The organism is Methylobacterium fujisawaense (genome assembly GCF_039619325.1).
In the GTDB taxonomy this organism is placed as follows: Bacteria; Pseudomonadota; Alphaproteobacteria; order Rhizobiales; family Beijerinckiaceae; genus Methylobacterium; species Methylobacterium fujisawaense.
The window spans coordinates 2,285,094-2,299,725 of sequence record NZ_CP155000.1; the positions used below are offsets into that span (position 1 = coordinate 2,285,094).

Here is a 14,632-nt window from a genome sequence, read left to right on the forward strand (position 1 = left end):
GACTCTTGGAACACGTCGAATTCGAGAACCGACTCGGCCGTGACGCGCGCGGCCGGGCGCCGACACAGCAGCGGCAGACGCGATGACGAGCCTGACGAACACGATCGGACCGGAGGTCCCCGCCCCGGCCCTCACGAGCGCCGGCGGCGACGTTCCGGACTATTTCGCCCTGCTGAAGCCGCGGGTGATGGTCCTCGTCATCTTCACCGCCCTGGTCGGCATGGTGGTCTCCCACGGGCACGTGCAGCCGGCGATCGGCGCGATCTCGCTGCTCGCCATCGCGGTCGGCGCCGGTGCCTCCGGCTGCCTCAACATGTGGTGGGACGCGGATATCGACGCCGTGATGAGCCGCACGGCGACGCGGCCGATCCCTGCGGGCAAGATCACGTCGGAGGAAGCCCTCGGCTTCGGCCTGTTCCTGTCGGTCGCGTCCGTCCTGGTGCTGGGCCTCACCGCCAACTGGCTGGCCGCGGCGCTCCTGGCCTTCACCATCGTGTTCTACGCGGTGGTCTATTCCATGTGGCTGAAGCGGGCGACGGCGCAGAACATCGTCATCGGCGGCGCCGCGGGCGCCCTACCGCCGGTCATCGGTCAGGCGGTGGTGACCGGCTCGGTGGGCATCGAGTCCCTGATCCTGTTCGCCATCATCTTCATCTGGACCCCGCCCCACTTCTGGGCGCTCGCCCTGATCAAGGCCGACGAGTACGCCCGCGCCGGCATCCCGATGATGCCGAACGTCGCCGGCCCGGCCTCCACCCGCCGCCAGATCGTGTGGTACTCGCTGCTCCTCGCGCCCCTCGGCCTCGTGCCGGTTGCGCTCGGCTTCGGCGGCCTCGTCTACGCGGTGGTCGGCCTCGTGGGCGGCGTCGGTATGGTGGCCTTCAGCATCCGGGTTCTCCGGAACCGCGAGGGCGATGCCGAGAAGCGTGCCGCCATGGGCATGTTCGGCTTCTCGATCCTCTACCTGTTCGCGCTGTTCTCGGCGCTCCTGGCCGAGCAGAGCTTCGGCCTGTTCCGCCCGGTCCTGGGCTGAGCGCTATGGCGGATCCCGAGATCCAGTACCGGCCACTGACCCCCGAGGAGGAGGCGCGCCGCCGGAAGCGCTCCGTGGCCATCGCGCTGGCCCTCGGCGCCTGGGTTTTGCTGTTCTTCGTGCTGACGATCGTCAAGCTCGGACCGCAGATCCTGAGCCGGCCGCTCTGAGGAGTTCGCGATGACAGCTGCCCCTTCTGGTCCGGGTCGCGGCGCCAAGCGTACCGCCATCGCCTGCGCCGGTCTCGCCGTCGGCATGGTCGGCCTCGCCTTCGCGTCGGTCCCTCTCTACAACGCGTTCTGCAAGGCGACCGGCTACGACGGAACGCCCCGCCAGGGGCCAGCGCTCGCCGCCTCCGCGGCACGCACCGACGACAGCATGGTCGTGCATTTCGACACGAACGTCGCGCCGGGGCTGTCCTGGAAGTTCCTCCCGGAAGTGAGCCGCGTCGAAGCGAAGCTCGGCGAGACGAAGACAGTCTTCTTCCGGGTGCAGAATGTCGGCAGCGCACCGTCGGCGGGTGTGGCCACCTTCAACGTCCAGCCCGGCCTGATGGGCGGCTATTTCGTCAAGATCGCCTGTTTCTGCTTCAACGAGCAGACGCTTCAGCCCGGCGAGACACTGGACGTGCCCGTGGTGTTCTATGTCGATCCGGCCGTCCGGGACGATTCGAACACCGCGCATCTCTCGGAGATGACGCTGTCCTACACGTACTTCGCCTCCAAGAACGGCCAGCCGGTCAAGGCGACGGTGGCGAAGTCCGGTTCTTCGGAGACGAAGGGCGATTTCTGATCGCGGACCCGTGACAAGACGGGGCTGCACCGACTAAACGTTCGGGCAAGCTTGGGTGTGGTGTCGGCCGCGCCCGGCCAAGAGCAAGCAACGAACAGCGTAAGGCCGGATGCCGGGAACGGCGCGGGGCACGAGGGTGAGGAGCGACGGGACGATGGCCGAGGCGCACGCCAAGAATCACGACTATCACATCCTGAGTCCGAGCCCGTGGCCGTTGATCGGGGCCTTTTCAGGCTTCCTGATGGCGTTCGGCGCCGTGTTCTGGATGAAGAGCCTCCAGATCGGCACCTTGAGCCCAGGCCCCTACATCTTCGGGGCCGGCACGATCGGCGTCCTCTACACGATGTTCTCGTGGTGGCGGGACGTGGCCCACGAGGCCAATTCCGGCGATCACACCCGCGTCGTCCAGCTGCACCACCGCTACGGCATGATGATGTTCATCGCCTCCGAGGTGATGTTCTTCGTCGCGTGGTTCTGGGCCTACTTCGAGGCCGCGCTCTACACCGCCGATCCCATCCAGGTCTCGCGTGTGGAGTTTACCGGCGGCGTCTGGCCGCCGAAGGGTATCGAGGCCTTCGATCCCTGGCATCTGCCGCTCCTCAACACGCTGATCCTGCTGACCTCCGGCACCACGGTGACCTGGGCCCACCACGCGCTGATCGAGGGCGACCGCAAGGGCCTGAAATACGGCCTGTGGCTGACGATCATCCTCGGCGTTCTGTTCACAGCCTGCCAGGCCTACGAGTACAGCCACGCGGAATTCGGCTTTTCGGGAAGCATCTACGCGTCGACATTCTTCATGGCGACGGGCTTCCATGGCGCCCACGTCATCATCGGCACGATCTTCCTCGCGGTCTGCCTGTTCCGCGTCTATGCGGGCCAATTCACCCCGCGCCAGCATCTCGGCTTCGAGTTCGCCGCCTGGTACTGGCACTTCGTCGACGTCGTATGGCTGTTCCTGTTCGCCGCCATCTACGTGTGGGGCTCGGGCGTCTTCCACGGCGGCGGCGCTCACTGAGACCGAAGCATCCCGCCGATGCATGGCGGACCTGCGAAGGGCGGCTCAGGCCGCCCTTTTGCATTTCCGACGCTTCGTGATCCCCATATCGGATAGGACGGCCCGGGCGCGGGACGACCGGGGTCCGCGCGGAGCTGTTCTGGAGTATGCCCGTGGACAACCGAACCTATTCGCCGCCGCCCCCGATCCCCACCGGCCTGCGCGGCCGGTGCCCGCGTTGCGGCGAGGGCCATCTGTTCAAGGGGTTTCTCACCCTACGCCCCTCCTGCGAGGCCTGCGGCCTCGACTACGCGCATTTCGACTCCGCGGATGGGCCGGCCTTCTTCGTGATGTCGATCGTCGGCCTCATCGTCGTGGGCCTCGCCCTGTGGCTGGAGATCACCTACGAGCCGCCGATCTGGGTCCACGCCACGGTGGCACTGACACTCTCCGTCGGGCTCAGCCTGATCCTGGTTCGACCGCTCAAGGGCCTTCTGGTCGCCCTTCAGTTCAGCAATCGGGCCGAGGAAGGGCGCTTCGAGCCGTGACCGCTGCCGAAACGAAGCGGGCCGCCTGGCGCGATCTCGTCGCGCCGGGAATCGCGTCCTTGATCGCTCTGGCCATCCTGCTCGGCCTCGGGACATGGCAGCTCGAACGCAAGGCCTGGAAGGAAGACCTGATCGCGCGGATCGTTCGGCAAAGCCGGGCCGAGCCCGTGGCGCCCCCAACGCCGGAGGCCTGGACTCCGGAGCGTGACGAGTTTCGGCATGTCCGGGTCTCCGGGCGCTTCCTCAACGACCGTGAGACCCTCGTCCACGGCTTGGCAGCCGGCGAGACGCCGGGACGCGCCCTGCAAGGCTTCTACGTTCTCACGCCTCTGCGCCGCGACGACGACAGCGTCGTGTTGATCAACCGGGGCTTCGTGCCCACGGAACTGAAGGCGCAGGGTGATCGCCGGGATGGCCTGATCGAGGGGCCGACGACGGTCACTGGAATCCTCCGTTCCAGCGAGGCCCGGGGGATGTTCGTGCCGGAGCCCGACCCGGCCCGTGGCGAGTGGTTCAATCGGGACATCGCCGGCATCGCCGCGGCCCGCGGCCTCGGCACGGTGGCACCCTACCTGATCGAGGCCGATGCCGTCCCAGGACAGACGACCTGGCCGCGGGGCGGTCAGCTGCGCGTCGACCTCCCCAACAACCATCTGCAATACGCGTTCACGTGGTTCGGCCTCGCCGCCTGTCTGATCGGCGTCTTCTCGGTCTTCGCGTGGCGCCGCCTGCACGATTCGGCCGAGCCCCGGGCGGCCTAGGACAAAATCGAACTCTTTGGCTCCCGACGAGGAAAAGTCTCGCCGGGTCCGGCTGAAAAACAGCAACCCGTTCCTTTGACCGCGCGCCGCCGCTCCAGAATACTTTCTGTGTTCTAGATCGATCGGCCGCGCAGTGCATAGTGTATTCAGTTCGCGGCGATCTTCCAAAGACGACACGGCGCGTGGCCGCCGTGCAACTGAGGTAGCGCCGGATGACAAGCCATTTCGCCGATGACCCGCGGCGCGAGCCGATCCGCTTCGCCTACTGGGTGCCCAACGTTTCCGGTGGGCTCGTGATCAGCAAGATCCCGCAGCGGACGAGCTGGGATGCGGAGTACAATCGAAAGCTGGCCCAGATCGCCGAGGCGGCGGGGTTCGAGTACGGGCTGACGCAGATCCGGTTCACCGCCGGCTACGGGGCTGAGTACCAACACGAATCGGTGGCCTTCAGCCACGCCCTGCTTGCCGCGACGACCAAGCTCAAGGTCATCGCCGCCCTTCTGCCCGGACCGTGGCATCCGACCCTCGCCGCCAAGCAGATCGCCACGATCTCGCAGCTCACCGAGGGGCGCATCGCGGTGAACATCGTGTCGGGCTGGTTCTCGGGAGAGTTCCGGGCCATCGGCGAGCCCTGGCTCGATCATGACGAGCGTTACCGCCGGTCCGAGGAATTCATCCGGAGCCTGCGCGGGATCTGGACGCAGGACAACTTCACCTTCCGCGGCGATTTCTATCGCTACAGCGACTACACGTTGAAGCCGAAGCCCGCCCAGCCGCTGCCTGAGATCTTCCAGGGCGGTTCGTCGCGGGCGGCGCGCGACATGGCAGCCCGCGTCTCCGACTGGTACTTCACCAATGGCGGCACGCCGGAGACGATCCGCGCCCAGGTGGACGACATCCGCGCCAAGTCGGCCGAGACCGGCAACCCTCCCCGGATCGGGGTGAACGCCTTCGTGATCGCCCGCGACACGGAGGAGGAGGCCCGCGCCGTCCTTCAGGAGATCATCGACAATGCCGACCCCGAGGCCGTGAAGGCTTTCGGCCACGAGGTGAAGAATGCCGGCAAGGCCTCGCCCGAAGGCGAAGGCAACTGGGCGAAGTCGAGCTTCGAGGATCTCGTTCAGTACAACGACGGCTTCAAGACCAATCTGATCGGCACGCCCGACCAGATCGCCGAGCGGATCCTGGCGCTGAAGGATGCCGGTGCGGACCTCGCGCTGCTGGCCTTCCTGCACTTCCAGGAAGACGTCGCGTATTTCGGCGCGCACGTGATCCCCCGGGTCCGCGCCCTCGAGGCCGCCCGGAACCGGCATGCCGAGGCAGCCTGAGCGTCGCACGCCGATCCGTATCCTGCCTGACTGGAGTGAGCCATGAACATCGCCGTCGATGCGCGCACGCTCGCGCCGGAGCGCCGTCAGGGCGCTCCCGGCCCTGCGCGACCGCCCTCCCCCGCCCATGTGATCCGTGATGATGCCGAGGCGCTGGCCGTCGCCCACCGGCTGGCTGCCGCGTTCCGGGGCGGCGCCTCGGAGCGGGACCGCCACGCCACACGACCGCTGGCGGAACTCGACGCCTTCTCTCAGAGCGGCCTCTGGTCGATCAACGTGCCGCGGGCGTATGGCGGCCCGGAGGTCTCGTACCGGACACTGGCCCAGGTGATCGCCATCCTTGCGGCTGCCGATCCATCGATCGCGCAGATCGCCCAGAACCATCTCGGCATCCTGGCGGCCATCCGGACCGTGTCGGACGAGGCGCAGAAGCACCTGCTCTTCTCGGAGGTGTTGCGCGGAACGCGGTTCGGCAACGCCTTCTCGGAGCGCGGCACCAAGCGGGCGGCCGATTTCGACACACGCTTCACCGATGACGGCGACCACGTCGTCGTGCGGGGCCAGAAATTCTACGCATCGGGCGCCCTTCTCGCGCATCTCGTGCCGATCGTGGCGCTCGATGGAGACGGGCGTGCTTGGTACGCCATCGCCGAGCGGGACGCGCCCGGCCTGACGGTAATCGACGACTGGTCGAGCTTCGGCCAGCGCGGTACGGCCAGCGGGACCGTGCTGATCGAGGACGTGCGGGTACCCAAGACCCATCTCGTCCCCGCCTGGAAGGGCTACGAGGCGCCCACCGCCGACGGCGCGGTGTTCCAGATTATCCAGGCGGCCGTCGATGCCGGGATCGGCCGCGAGGCCCTGGACGACACGATTCGCTTCGTTCGCGACAAGGCCCGCCCCTGGATCGATAGCGGGCTGGAACGGGCCTCGGACGATCCCTACACGATCCACGCGATCGGCGATCTGACCATCCGGCAGCACGCCGCCGAAGCGCTGCTCGACCGGGCCGGGCTCGTCCTCGACGCGGCCGTGGCGCGACCCGATGCCGAGGCGGTCGCCGCGGCACAGATCGCCGTGGCCGAGGCAAAGGTGCTCACCACCGAGGTGGCCTTGGCGGCGTCAAACAAGCTCTTCGAGCTGTCGGGCACCCGCTCGACCCTGGCGGCAGAGAACCTCGACCGGCACTGGCGGAACGCCCGCACGCACACGCTGCACGATCCGGTCCGCTGGAAATACGCGATCGTGGGCAACCACGCCCTGAACGGCGTGAACCCGCCGCTCCACGCCTGGAGCTGACGGTCCTACAGCACGGGCAATCCCCGGGCCTTGGCCTCCTCGCCGGGCTCGACATGGATGGTCACCACGGCGCCGGGAATCGTCGTTTCCAAGGCGGACTCCAGCCGGTCGCAGATCGCGTGGGAATCCTCGACGGTCATGGCCCCGGGGACGACGAGGTGGAAATCGATGAAGGTGGCCTGACCGGCGGAGCGGGTGCGCACGTCGTGCGCCTCCAGCGCGCCCTCACCGTGCTGCGAGATGAGCGACCGGATCTGGCTCACCATCTCGGCCGGGGCGGCCCGATCCATCAGGCCGTCCACCGACTCCCGGACCATGCGGAAGCCGGACCAGAGGATGTTGAGCGCGACGAGCCCGGCCACGACGGGGTCGAGGACCGGGTACCCGGTCAGGATGACGGCGCCGACGCCGGCAAGGACACCGCAGGACGTGACAACGTCGGCGAAGACGTGACGCGCATCGGCGATCAGAGCCGGCGAACGCCAGCGCTTGCCCCACCGCATGAGTGCCACCGCCCAGGCGGCGTTGATGATTCCGGCCCCGAAGTTGATCGCGAGGCCGATCAGGGGCGCGTCGAGGGGCTCCGGAGCGAGCAGCCCGGAATAGGATTCGCGCAGGATCAGCAGCGCAGCCACCACGATCAGCGCGCCCTCGATCACCGCGGAAAAGAACTCGGCCTTGTGGTGTCCGTAGGGATGGTCCTCGTCGGCCGGACGCGCGGCGACCCGCAGGGCCACGAAGGCGCCCACGGCCGCGACCACGTTGATGATGCTCTCCAGCGCGTCGGAGTATAGGGCGAGGCTGCCCGTGAGCCACGCGGCGTAGAATTTCAGCGCCGTGACGGCGAGGCCGATGCCCGCGCTGAAGAGGGCGGCTTTCTGGGTGCGGTCCATGGATTGCGCCGTTGGGGTGACGCCGCGCCCATACGGCACCCGCCGCGGCCAAGGCCACGGCAAAGGTTCGAGACCGTCGAAAACGTGTTAGCCGCGGCTATGTCTCCGACGGGGTCTCGCGGCCCCGGGCAACCTCGCGCCGTCGGCTCAGCTCCGCCTTGGCGTGGGCGACCTCGGCCTTGCGGAGATAGCGCCGACGCTGCCAAGCGAAGCGCGTCGCGGCGGCCAGGGTCTCCAGCCGGGCGGCCTCACGCTCCCAATAGCCGAGGAGCTGGCCGTCCAGGGTGATGGACCGGCGGGGCGCGCGGGGGGGCACGCGGGTCGTCACGCGGGGCGATCCCGCGACGCCGGCGGCTCGCCCGTCTCGGCGACGACCAGCGCGTCCGGATCGCCGCGGAAGCTGCCGGCACCGGTATCCGGAATCGGAACGCCGGGGCTGCCGAAGGGCTGGCTCGGATAGGCCGATTCGAACTTCGCGCGGGCGGATTCGGGATCCTCGGCCTTCAGCACGATCTCGGCTGTGCCGGGCAGCGGCCAGCGGGGGTCGGCGTCATCACGGGGGCGAACGGCGTACCAGGGCATGGATCGAGGACCTCGCGTCTCGGTGACGCGGAAACGGGCGCACTCCCCGGCGGTTCCGCGGTTGAAACTGCGTGCCGTTCGGTGCAGGCAGCCGGCGATGCGCGTGGACCTCTTCGATTTCGACCTGCCGGAAACCAGCATCGCCCTGCGCCCGGCCGAGCCGCGCGATGCCGGGCGGTTGCTCGTGGTTCATCCCGGCCTGCCGCCGGCCGACCGGACCGTGCGCGACCTTCCCGGCGCCCTCAGGGCGGGCGATGCCCTGGTCTTCAATGACACGAAGGTGATTCCTGCGCGGCTGAACGGTGTCCGCACGCGTCCCGGCGCCCCGGGCCAGCGCACGGAGGTGTTGCTTCACCTGCGCGAAGCCCCGGATCGCTGGCGCGCCTTCGCCCGGCCGGCGAAACGACTCGCTCCGGGCGATGCACTGCGCTTCGGCGCACTGGGCGCCACCGTCATCGAGAAGGCCGAGGCCGGCGAGATCGTCCTGGCCTTCGACCGGTCCGGGCCCGAGCTCGACGCCGCCATCGCCGCCGAGGGCGCCCTGCCGCTGCCGCCCTACATCGCGGGCAAGCGCGCCACGGATACCCGGGACACCACCGACTACCAGACGGTCTACGCCCGGCATCCGGGAGCGGTCGCGGCGCCGACGGCGGGCCTGCACTTCTCCGAGGCGCTGCTGTCCGATCTCGATGCCGCCGGTCTGCGGCGCCACCACGTCACGCTGCATGTCGGCGCCGGGACCTTCCTGCCGGTCAAGGCTGAGGATACCGACGCACACCGCATGCATGCGGAGATCGGCATCCTCGACGCAGCCACGGCCGACGCCCTGAACGCGGCGCGGGCCGCGGGGGGCCGGATCGTTGCGGTAGGCACCACGGCGCTGCGCCTTCTGGAGAGCGCCGCCGGCCCGGACGGAACGCTCGCGCCCTTCTCGGGGCCGACCGAGATCTTCATCACGCCGGGCTATCGGTTCCGCGCGGTCGATGCGCTCGTGACCAACTTCCACTTGCCGCGCTCGACGCTGTTCATGCTGGTCTCGGCCTTCTCCGGACTGGAGACGATGCGCGCGGCCTACGCGCACGCGATCGAGGCGGAATACCGGTTTTACTCCTACGGCGACGCCAGCCTGCTCTTCCCGGGCCCGCGCGCGGACATCCCATGACCGACAGCGTTCCCTTCGGATTCAACCTGCTGGCGCAGGACGACACCGCCCGAACCGGCGTCATCACGACGCCGCGCGGCACGATCCGCACACCGGCCTTCATGCCGGTGGGCACCGCCGCGACCGTCAAGGCGATGTATCCCGATCAGGTCCGCGACCTCGGCGCCGACGTGGTGCTGGGCAACACCTATCACCTGATGCTGCGGCCCGGCCCGGAGCGCATGGCCCGGCTCGGCGGCCTGCACCGCTTCATGAACTGGGATCGGCCGATCCTGACGGATTCCGGCGGCTTCCAGGTGATGTCCCTCTCCGCCCTGCGGAAGATCGACGAGCAGGGCGTGACCTTCCGCTCGCATATCGACGGCACCGCCCACCACATGAGCCCGGAGCGCTCCATCGAGATCCAGGGTCTGCTCGGCTCGGACATCCAGATGCAGCTCGACGAATGCGTGCGCCTGCCGGCCGACCATGCGGCCATCGAGAAGGCCATGCATCTGTCCCTGCGCTGGGCCGAGCGCTGCCGCGTCGCGTTCGGCGAGCAGCCCGGGCGGGCCCTGTTCGGCATCGTCCAGGGCGGCGACGTGCCGGCCCTGCGCGTCGAGAGCGCGCGCGCGCTGACGGATCTCGATCTCAAGGGCTACGCGGTGGGCGGCCTCGCCGTGGGCGAGCCCCAGGAGGTCATGTTCGCCATGATCGAGACCGTGGAGCCGCATCTGCCGGCGGCGAAGCCCCGGTACCTGATGGGCGTCGGCACGCCGGACGACATCCTCGGCGCGGTCGCCCGCGGGATCGACATGTTCGACTGCGTGATGCCGACCCGCGCCGGCCGGCACGGCCTCGCCTATACGCGCCACGGACGCGTCAACCTGCGCAATGCCCGCCACGCCGAGGACACCGCGCCGCTCGACGAGGCCTCGACCTGTCCGGCGGCCCGGGATTACTCCCGCGCCTATCTGCATCACCTCGTTCGGTCGAACGAGATCCTCGGGATGATGCTCCTGACCTGGAACAACCTCGCCTATTATCAGGACCTGATGGCCGGCGCCCGCGCGGCGATCCGGGACGGCCGCTACGCGGATTACTGCACCAGCACCCGCGCGGGTTGGGCCCGGTCCGAGCGCGCCGCCGCCTGACCGCCCAATTCAGGGATGTGCCAGCACGCGGTAGACTCCGTCCGGATCGTCATGGCCCGTCGCGACGGCGGCCTTCAGATCCGAGACGAGGCGCGCCGCCACGGGCAAACGGTAATGGAGCGCGTCCCAGTAATTCGCGTCCTCGGTCGTGAGCGGCGAGATCCGGCGGAAATCCACCACGACGGCGCCGCGGCGTTTCCCGATCATCGCGGTGCGCGCCTTGCAAGCCGCCTCGCGCCGGCCCGCTGCCGAGTCCGGCGCTCCCTGCGCCGCCGCATGGACCGGCATGAACGCCACGATCTTCAGCGCCTCCCCCGGCACGCGGCCGAGCAGATCGTCGAGATGGGCGAGGGCCGGCATCGGGGCGCCCGGTGCGTCCGCGGCGGATGACTCGACGGCCCCCGCTCGGATATGCGCCCGCGCGCGGTCGAGATCGTAGCGCGCCTCCGATGGCGTGAACACCGCATAGCCGTCGCCGCGGATCCTCGCCCGTGCCAGCCCGAGATCTGCGAACCCGGCTCCGACGGCCGTCGTGACCGAGCGCAAGCTCATCTGCCGCAACACGTCCCCCGGCGCTCCGTCTGCGTAGAGCCAGTCGGGAAAGGCGTTCGCGGTTCGGGCCGGCGGATCGGCGGCGCACCACGTGGCGTCGAGGCCGAACAGGACCGCGCGGATCGGCCTGCGTGCCAGGAACAATCCGGCGAGGCGGGTCTGCTCATCGGGCGTGGCGGCATTCACGGCCAGATTGGCGAACCGGACGCCGAAGGCCGCGTCCAGCGCCACCGGGTCGAGCAGACGTGCGGTCGAGGTCCCGAAGACCGCCGCGTCGAACGGACCGCCGCGGGCGATCTGCGGGTAGGAGAGCCGCTGATTGGTGTCCATGATCGGTCCCGGCGGACGACCGGGCGCGGCCCGCAATCCGTAGGGGTCGATTGCGGCCACGAGGCCGATCGCCGCCAGGCCCATGATTGCGGCGGCCACGACGAAGGTGCGGGCGAAGCCGCTCCATGCTGAAGGGTGGTCGATCGGGCGGTGAGACGGCGCGTCCATCGGCGGGCTCCATACGCCATTCCGCCGCCCGCGTCGCAGCCGGCGACACCGGGCGACGGCGCATCCCCGTGGGTTTGCTCGACCAGGGACACGGGCATGCGCGGAGCCATCACGCCGCCTCCACCGCGACTGACCGCTTCGTCGCGGCACCCAGACCCGTCTCAGATCGAAAAACCTTCGATTCACCATCCTGGACGGAGGCTAAGGCCGAATCCTGATCGAGGCCGTTGGAGGCGCATGGTCTCCTCCGCGCCGCCTGAGAAAGACCCCCTCGCGACGGCGGCGGAAGCGGTCGCCGATCTGCCGACGAATGTCTTCGTTACGCGGTGGCAGCAAATCACGGGTGAGCCGCCCGCGATTCTCTTGAGCTCGTATTCCGCGATGATCGCGCTCTTGGTGGCGAGCGTGCCCATGGCGCCGTTTCCACGTCACGGGCCTGCGCCCGGCGAGGCGGGTTTCGATCCCGGTGCGGCCCGAGATCGAAACGAGCCATGACGATGACGGCTGCCGATCAGGTTCGGCAGCGGCGGCGCCGCGCATGAATCCCTAGTTGGCGCGGAATGCCGGAGTTCGTCGGCGCGGCCGGTTCGATCGTGGAGACGCAGACGTGAGGCGGAGAGGCAGGGATCGATGGTCCCGTTCCGACGGCACGCTCGACAGAGGCGGCTGATTTCAGACCGCCCTCGGTGTGGAGGCGCTCGGGGATTGGGAAGTCTCGGGAAATCTTGGTCGGAGTGGCAGGATTTGAACCTGCGACCCCCACGTCCCGAACGTGGTGCGCTACCAGACTGCGCTACACTCCGAAGGCCGTCCCGCGTCTCCGCTGGGCCAGCGAGCGGGTGTATAGCCGCGCCTTTCCCCCACCGCAAGCGCGGTGTTGCGCCTTTTCAGCCGAGATGTTCGGGCCAATCGTCGGAGAGCCGGTGGCTCGTGATCGCCACCGCGGCCGAACGCACCGCAACCGTGGCGAGATGGTCCGCGCCGCAATCGAGATCCGCGAGACTCCACGGACCGTCCAGTGTCCAGGATCCGTCGCCGACCGCCCGGAGGAGACGCGGGGCTTCAGGCGGAACGGTGACGCTGAACCGGTCGAGGGGCAGCGACAGGCCGCTGCCGAGCGCCTTCACCACGGCTTCCTTGCGGGTCCACAGACCGAAGAAGGCACGCTCGACCGTGCTCCGGGATGCTCGGGACAGGGCTGACACCTCGTCGGCGGCGAAATGCGCCCGCGCGATCCGCAGCGCGTCCACGATCGGCCGGACGGCCTCGACATCGACACCGATGGGCATGTCGCGCGCGATGCCGATCACCGCCCGCGCTCCGGAATGCGACAGGTTGAACTGCCAGGCGCCTCGCGCCGCACTCGCGAGCTCCGGCTTGCCGCCGGGGCCGGCCGTGATCTCCACTTCGGCCGGCGCGAGACCGAGCGCGTCGGCGAGCACCGTTCGGAGCGCCGCGTGGCTGGCGACGAAGCGCGCCCGATCCGCCGGCCGCAGGAACCGGTCCGCGCGCAGGCGCTCCGCGCCGTCGAGTACGGCGTCGCAGCGATGGAGCCGGTCCGGAGAAAGCCCGAGATCGACGATCCAGACGCGAGCCGCGCTCACGCGACGCCTCGCAGGGGCGGAGAGCTGGCGCTAGCGTCGGCAGGGCGAAACGGCACGGGCGGGGATCCGGTGAGGGCGGTATGAGCAGCATCGGAAACAAGCACGCCTCCCGCAAGGAGCGGCGTGCGCGATGACCCCGATTGCCGCGGGTTTCGGCAGCGCTCCCTCGGACAGGCCGAGCCTGCACCGGCGAAGGGTCCGCTACGGGGTGTTCTTCGCCACCTATCTCTACCAGGGCCTCATCGCGGGCTTCTCGCTCACCGCCCTCGCCAACCATCTGGCGGCGCAGGGCGTTTCGTCGGCCGAGGTCGGCGTTCACTTCGCCCTGGCGGGACTGCCCTGGACGTTGCAGCCCCTGCTCTGGGGACCCTGGGTGGACCGGGCCGGCGACACGCAGATGGGCCGGCGTCGGCCCTTCGCGGTCGCAGCGCTCGTCGGATGCCTCGCGAGTCTCGCGCTCCTCCTCGTCGTCGAACGCAACGCCATCGGTGCCTTGGGACTGGTCTTCCTCGTTCACAGCGTGTTCGCGTCGCTGCTCGACACCGCCTGCGACCGGATGATCATGGACCATGTCCCGGCGCACGAGCTCGGCCGGGTCAGCGCCTGCACGCGCGCGGGCTTCGTGGCGGGAACCAGCCTCAGCGCCGGGCTCTTCGGCTGGATGCTGGCGGCCTGGGGATTCGCCGCGAGCAGCCGCTGGCTGCTCGTCGCCGCGATCCTCGCGAGCCTGCCGATGCTGCTGATCCGCGAGGCGCCGACCGACGCGTTCCTGTCCCTTGAGCGTCGCGGACCGGCACCGCGCCGCGTCCCGGTCCGGCGCTTCCTGCGCCGGACCGTCGTCGCGCTCCAGCGGCCGTGTGCCCTGCGTCTGCTCGCCTTGTGCTTCGGCCTGGACGCCGCCCTCGGACTGTTCGAGCTGCCCTTCTCGATCGATCTGCTCCAGCGTCAGGGCTGGGATGCCGCCGGTCTGTCGCGCCTTCAGGCGATCCTGACCCTGGCGAGCGGCACGGCCGGCGCCATCGCGGTGGGTCTCTGGTCGGATCGGGCGGGTGCAGCAGCGCCCTTGCGCGTGCTGCTCCTGGGAAGCGCCGTCACCTTCGCGCTCGCCGGCAGCCTGATCGGCGCCGGCCTCATCGGGGCGGCGGGACCGGTGATCCTGGCGCTCACCAGCGTGCTGCCCGGCCTGCTGATCGTCGCCCTGATGCCGGCTCTGCTCGAGTCGAGCCGGGGCCGACCGGGCGCGGCCACGCAGTTCGAAGTCTACATGGCCGCCATGAATCTGGGCTCGGTCGCCGGCACCGCCGTCGCGGGCTGGCTGGCGCCCCTGCTGCCGCTGCACGGGGTCGCCGTCCTCGTCGCCGCAACATTCCTGGCGGCGTTCCGGATGGCGGGAGACGGCGGCCTGCTCAAGTCCCATGCTTGAGGGAACAGGGGACTGCGCGCCACGGCC

General features: G+C 69.4%; 17 protein-coding genes and 1 tRNA gene. 12 read left to right on the top strand and 6 right to left on the bottom strand.

What is annotated here, in order from left to right:
* Nucleotides 1-82 precede the first annotated feature (82 nt).
* The 8 genes from ABC766_RS10830 (at nt 83) to ABC766_RS10865 (ending at nt 6,758) form a co-directional block, all read left to right on the top strand.
* On the top strand, nt 83-1,033 hold the full coding sequence (locus ABC766_RS10830) for a heme o synthase (protein ID WP_345822207.1): 951 nt from the start codon (nt 83-85) through the stop codon (nt 1,031-1,033).
* Nucleotides 1,034-1,038: 5 nt separating this feature from the next.
* The gene (locus ABC766_RS10835) at nt 1,039-1,203 is read left to right on the top strand and encodes a hypothetical protein (RefSeq protein ID WP_043348492.1); all 165 of its coding nucleotides are present in this window, start codon (nt 1,039-1,041) and stop codon (nt 1,201-1,203) included.
* A 10-nt stretch (nt 1,204-1,213) separates the two neighbouring features.
* The gene (locus ABC766_RS10840; RefSeq protein ID WP_345822209.1) at nt 1,214-1,825 is read left to right on the top strand and encodes a cytochrome c oxidase assembly protein; all 612 of its coding nucleotides are present in this window, start codon (nt 1,214-1,216) and stop codon (nt 1,823-1,825) included.
* 154 nt (nt 1,826-1,979) lie between these two features.
* A complete protein-coding gene (locus ABC766_RS10845) occupies nt 1,980-2,843 on the top strand; it encodes a cytochrome c oxidase subunit 3 (protein ID WP_043348496.1) in 864 nt (287 codons plus the stop codon).
* A 146-nt stretch (nt 2,844-2,989) separates the two neighbouring features.
* Nucleotides 2,990-3,370, top strand: coding sequence for a DUF983 domain-containing protein (locus ABC766_RS10850; RefSeq protein WP_051044717.1), 381 nt, complete (start codon nt 2,990-2,992; stop codon nt 3,368-3,370).
* Nucleotides 3,367-4,131, top strand: a complete 765-nt coding sequence (locus ABC766_RS10855) for an SURF1 family protein (protein ID WP_345822212.1) — start codon at nt 3,367-3,369, stop codon at nt 4,129-4,131. The genes ABC766_RS10850 and ABC766_RS10855 overlap by 4 nt, the downstream gene beginning before the upstream one ends.
* Before the next feature lie 212 nt (nt 4,132-4,343).
* The gene (gene sfnG / locus ABC766_RS10860) at nt 4,344-5,459 is read left to right on the top strand and encodes a dimethylsulfone monooxygenase SfnG (RefSeq protein WP_342145519.1); all 1,116 of its coding nucleotides are present in this window, start codon (nt 4,344-4,346) and stop codon (nt 5,457-5,459) included.
* Nucleotides 5,460-5,501: 42 nt separating this feature from the next.
* Nucleotides 5,502-6,758 carry an SfnB family sulfur acquisition oxidoreductase gene (locus ABC766_RS10865; RefSeq protein ID WP_345822215.1) on the top strand — a complete coding sequence of 419 codons (1,257 nt, stop codon included), beginning with the start codon at nt 5,502-5,504 and terminating at the stop codon, nt 6,756-6,758.
* A gap of 5 nt (nt 6,759-6,763) precedes the next feature.
* Here the strand turns inward: ABC766_RS10865 and ABC766_RS10870 are convergent, their stop codons facing one another.
* The 3 genes from ABC766_RS10870 to ABC766_RS10880 all read right to left on the bottom strand — a co-directional run bounded on the left by ABC766_RS10870 (nt 6,764) and on the right by ABC766_RS10880 (nt 8,233).
* Entirely contained in the window at nt 6,764-7,651 is an 888-nt protein-coding gene (locus ABC766_RS10870) for a cation diffusion facilitator family transporter (protein WP_043348505.1), read from the bottom strand.
* Nucleotides 7,652-7,748: 97 nt separating this feature from the next.
* The gene (locus ABC766_RS10875; protein ID WP_244538815.1) at nt 7,749-7,979 is read right to left on the bottom strand and encodes a hypothetical protein; all 231 of its coding nucleotides are present in this window, start codon (nt 7,977-7,979) and stop codon (nt 7,749-7,751) included.
* A complete protein-coding gene (locus ABC766_RS10880) occupies nt 7,976-8,233 on the bottom strand; it encodes a hypothetical protein (RefSeq protein ID WP_342145199.1) in 258 nt (85 codons plus the stop codon). The genes ABC766_RS10875 and ABC766_RS10880 overlap by 4 nt, the downstream gene beginning before the upstream one ends.
* Nucleotides 8,234-8,330: 97 nt before the next feature.
* On the opposite strand from ABC766_RS10880, the gene queA reads away from it, so the two are divergent.
* Complete coding sequence (gene queA / locus ABC766_RS10885; protein ID WP_342145198.1) at nt 8,331-9,395, top strand: tRNA preQ1(34) S-adenosylmethionine ribosyltransferase-isomerase QueA; 1,065 nt, start codon at nt 8,331-8,333, stop codon at nt 9,393-9,395.
* Nucleotides 9,392-10,528 (top strand): tRNA guanosine(34) transglycosylase Tgt, encoded by a 1,137-nt coding sequence (gene tgt, locus ABC766_RS10890; RefSeq protein ID WP_182592438.1) that lies wholly within the window; start codon nt 9,392-9,394, stop codon nt 10,526-10,528. The genes queA and tgt overlap by 4 nt, the downstream gene beginning before the upstream one ends.
* Before the next feature lie 9 nt (nt 10,529-10,537).
* Here tgt and ABC766_RS10895 read toward each other — a convergent pair whose 3' ends face one another.
* On the bottom strand, nt 10,538-11,578 hold the full coding sequence (locus ABC766_RS10895) for a hypothetical protein (RefSeq protein ID WP_427902303.1): 1,041 nt from the start codon (nt 11,576-11,578) through the stop codon (nt 10,538-10,540).
* Nucleotides 11,579-11,815: 237 nt separating this feature from the next.
* Between ABC766_RS10895 and ABC766_RS10900 the strand changes: the two genes are divergently transcribed.
* A complete protein-coding gene (locus tag ABC766_RS10900) occupies nt 11,816-12,073 on the top strand; it encodes a hypothetical protein (RefSeq protein WP_345822217.1) in 258 nt (85 codons plus the stop codon).
* A 231-nt stretch (nt 12,074-12,304) separates the two neighbouring features.
* On the opposite strand, the gene ABC766_RS10905 is transcribed toward ABC766_RS10900, so the two are convergent.
* Together ABC766_RS10905 and ABC766_RS10910 are read right to left on the bottom strand one after the other, a co-directional pair.
* Nucleotides 12,305-12,381 (bottom strand) — tRNA-Pro (locus ABC766_RS10905).
* Nucleotides 12,382-12,465: 84 nt separating this feature from the next.
* On the bottom strand, nt 12,466-13,182 hold the full coding sequence (locus ABC766_RS10910) for a 4'-phosphopantetheinyl transferase family protein (RefSeq protein ID WP_345822219.1): 717 nt from the start codon (nt 13,180-13,182) through the stop codon (nt 12,466-12,468).
* Between the two features lie 130 nt (nt 13,183-13,312).
* Here ABC766_RS10910 and ABC766_RS10915 point away from each other — a divergent pair, with 130 nt between their 5' ends.
* A complete protein-coding gene (locus tag ABC766_RS10915) occupies nt 13,313-14,605 on the top strand; it encodes an MFS transporter (protein WP_345822221.1) in 1,293 nt (430 codons plus the stop codon).
* The last annotated feature ends 27 nt before the right edge of the window (nt 14,606-14,632 follow it).

What these genes read in the sequence shown, in the direction of transcription:
- ABC766_RS10830 (WP_345822207.1), top strand. Translation starts at nt 83, where the DNA reads ATGACGAGCCTGACGAACACGATCGGACCGGAGGTCCCCGCCCCGGCC.
- ABC766_RS10835 (WP_043348492.1), top strand. Translation starts at nt 1,039, where the DNA reads ATGGCGGATCCCGAGATCCAGTACCGGCCACTGACCCCCGAGGAGGAG.
- ABC766_RS10840 (WP_345822209.1), top strand. Translation starts at nt 1,214, where the DNA reads ATGACAGCTGCCCCTTCTGGTCCGGGTCGCGGCGCCAAGCGTACCGCC.
- ABC766_RS10845 (WP_043348496.1), top strand. Translation starts at nt 1,980, where the DNA reads ATGGCCGAGGCGCACGCCAAGAATCACGACTATCACATCCTGAGTCCG.
- ABC766_RS10850 (WP_051044717.1), top strand. Translation starts at nt 2,990, where the DNA reads ATGCCCGTGGACAACCGAACCTATTCGCCGCCGCCCCCGATCCCCACC.
- sfnG (WP_342145519.1), top strand. Translation starts at nt 4,344, where the DNA reads ATGACAAGCCATTTCGCCGATGACCCGCGGCGCGAGCCGATCCGCTTC.
- ABC766_RS10865 (WP_345822215.1), top strand. Translation starts at nt 5,502, where the DNA reads ATGAACATCGCCGTCGATGCGCGCACGCTCGCGCCGGAGCGCCGTCAG.
- ABC766_RS10870 (WP_043348505.1), bottom strand. Translation starts at nt 7,651, where the DNA reads ATGGACCGCACCCAGAAAGCCGCCCTCTTCAGCGCGGGCATCGGCCTC.
- ABC766_RS10880 (WP_342145199.1), bottom strand. Translation starts at nt 8,233, where the DNA reads ATGCCCTGGTACGCCGTTCGCCCCCGTGATGACGCCGACCCCCGCTGG.
- queA (WP_342145198.1), top strand. Translation starts at nt 8,331, where the DNA reads ATGCGCGTGGACCTCTTCGATTTCGACCTGCCGGAAACCAGCATCGCC.
- tgt (WP_182592438.1), top strand. Translation starts at nt 9,392, where the DNA reads ATGACCGACAGCGTTCCCTTCGGATTCAACCTGCTGGCGCAGGACGAC.
- ABC766_RS10895 (WP_427902303.1), bottom strand. Translation starts at nt 11,578, where the DNA reads ATGGACGCGCCGTCTCACCGCCCGATCGACCACCCTTCAGCATGGAGC.
- ABC766_RS10900 (WP_345822217.1), top strand. Translation starts at nt 11,816, where the DNA reads ATGGTCTCCTCCGCGCCGCCTGAGAAAGACCCCCTCGCGACGGCGGCG.
- ABC766_RS10915 (WP_345822221.1), top strand. Translation starts at nt 13,313, where the DNA reads ATGACCCCGATTGCCGCGGGTTTCGGCAGCGCTCCCTCGGACAGGCCG.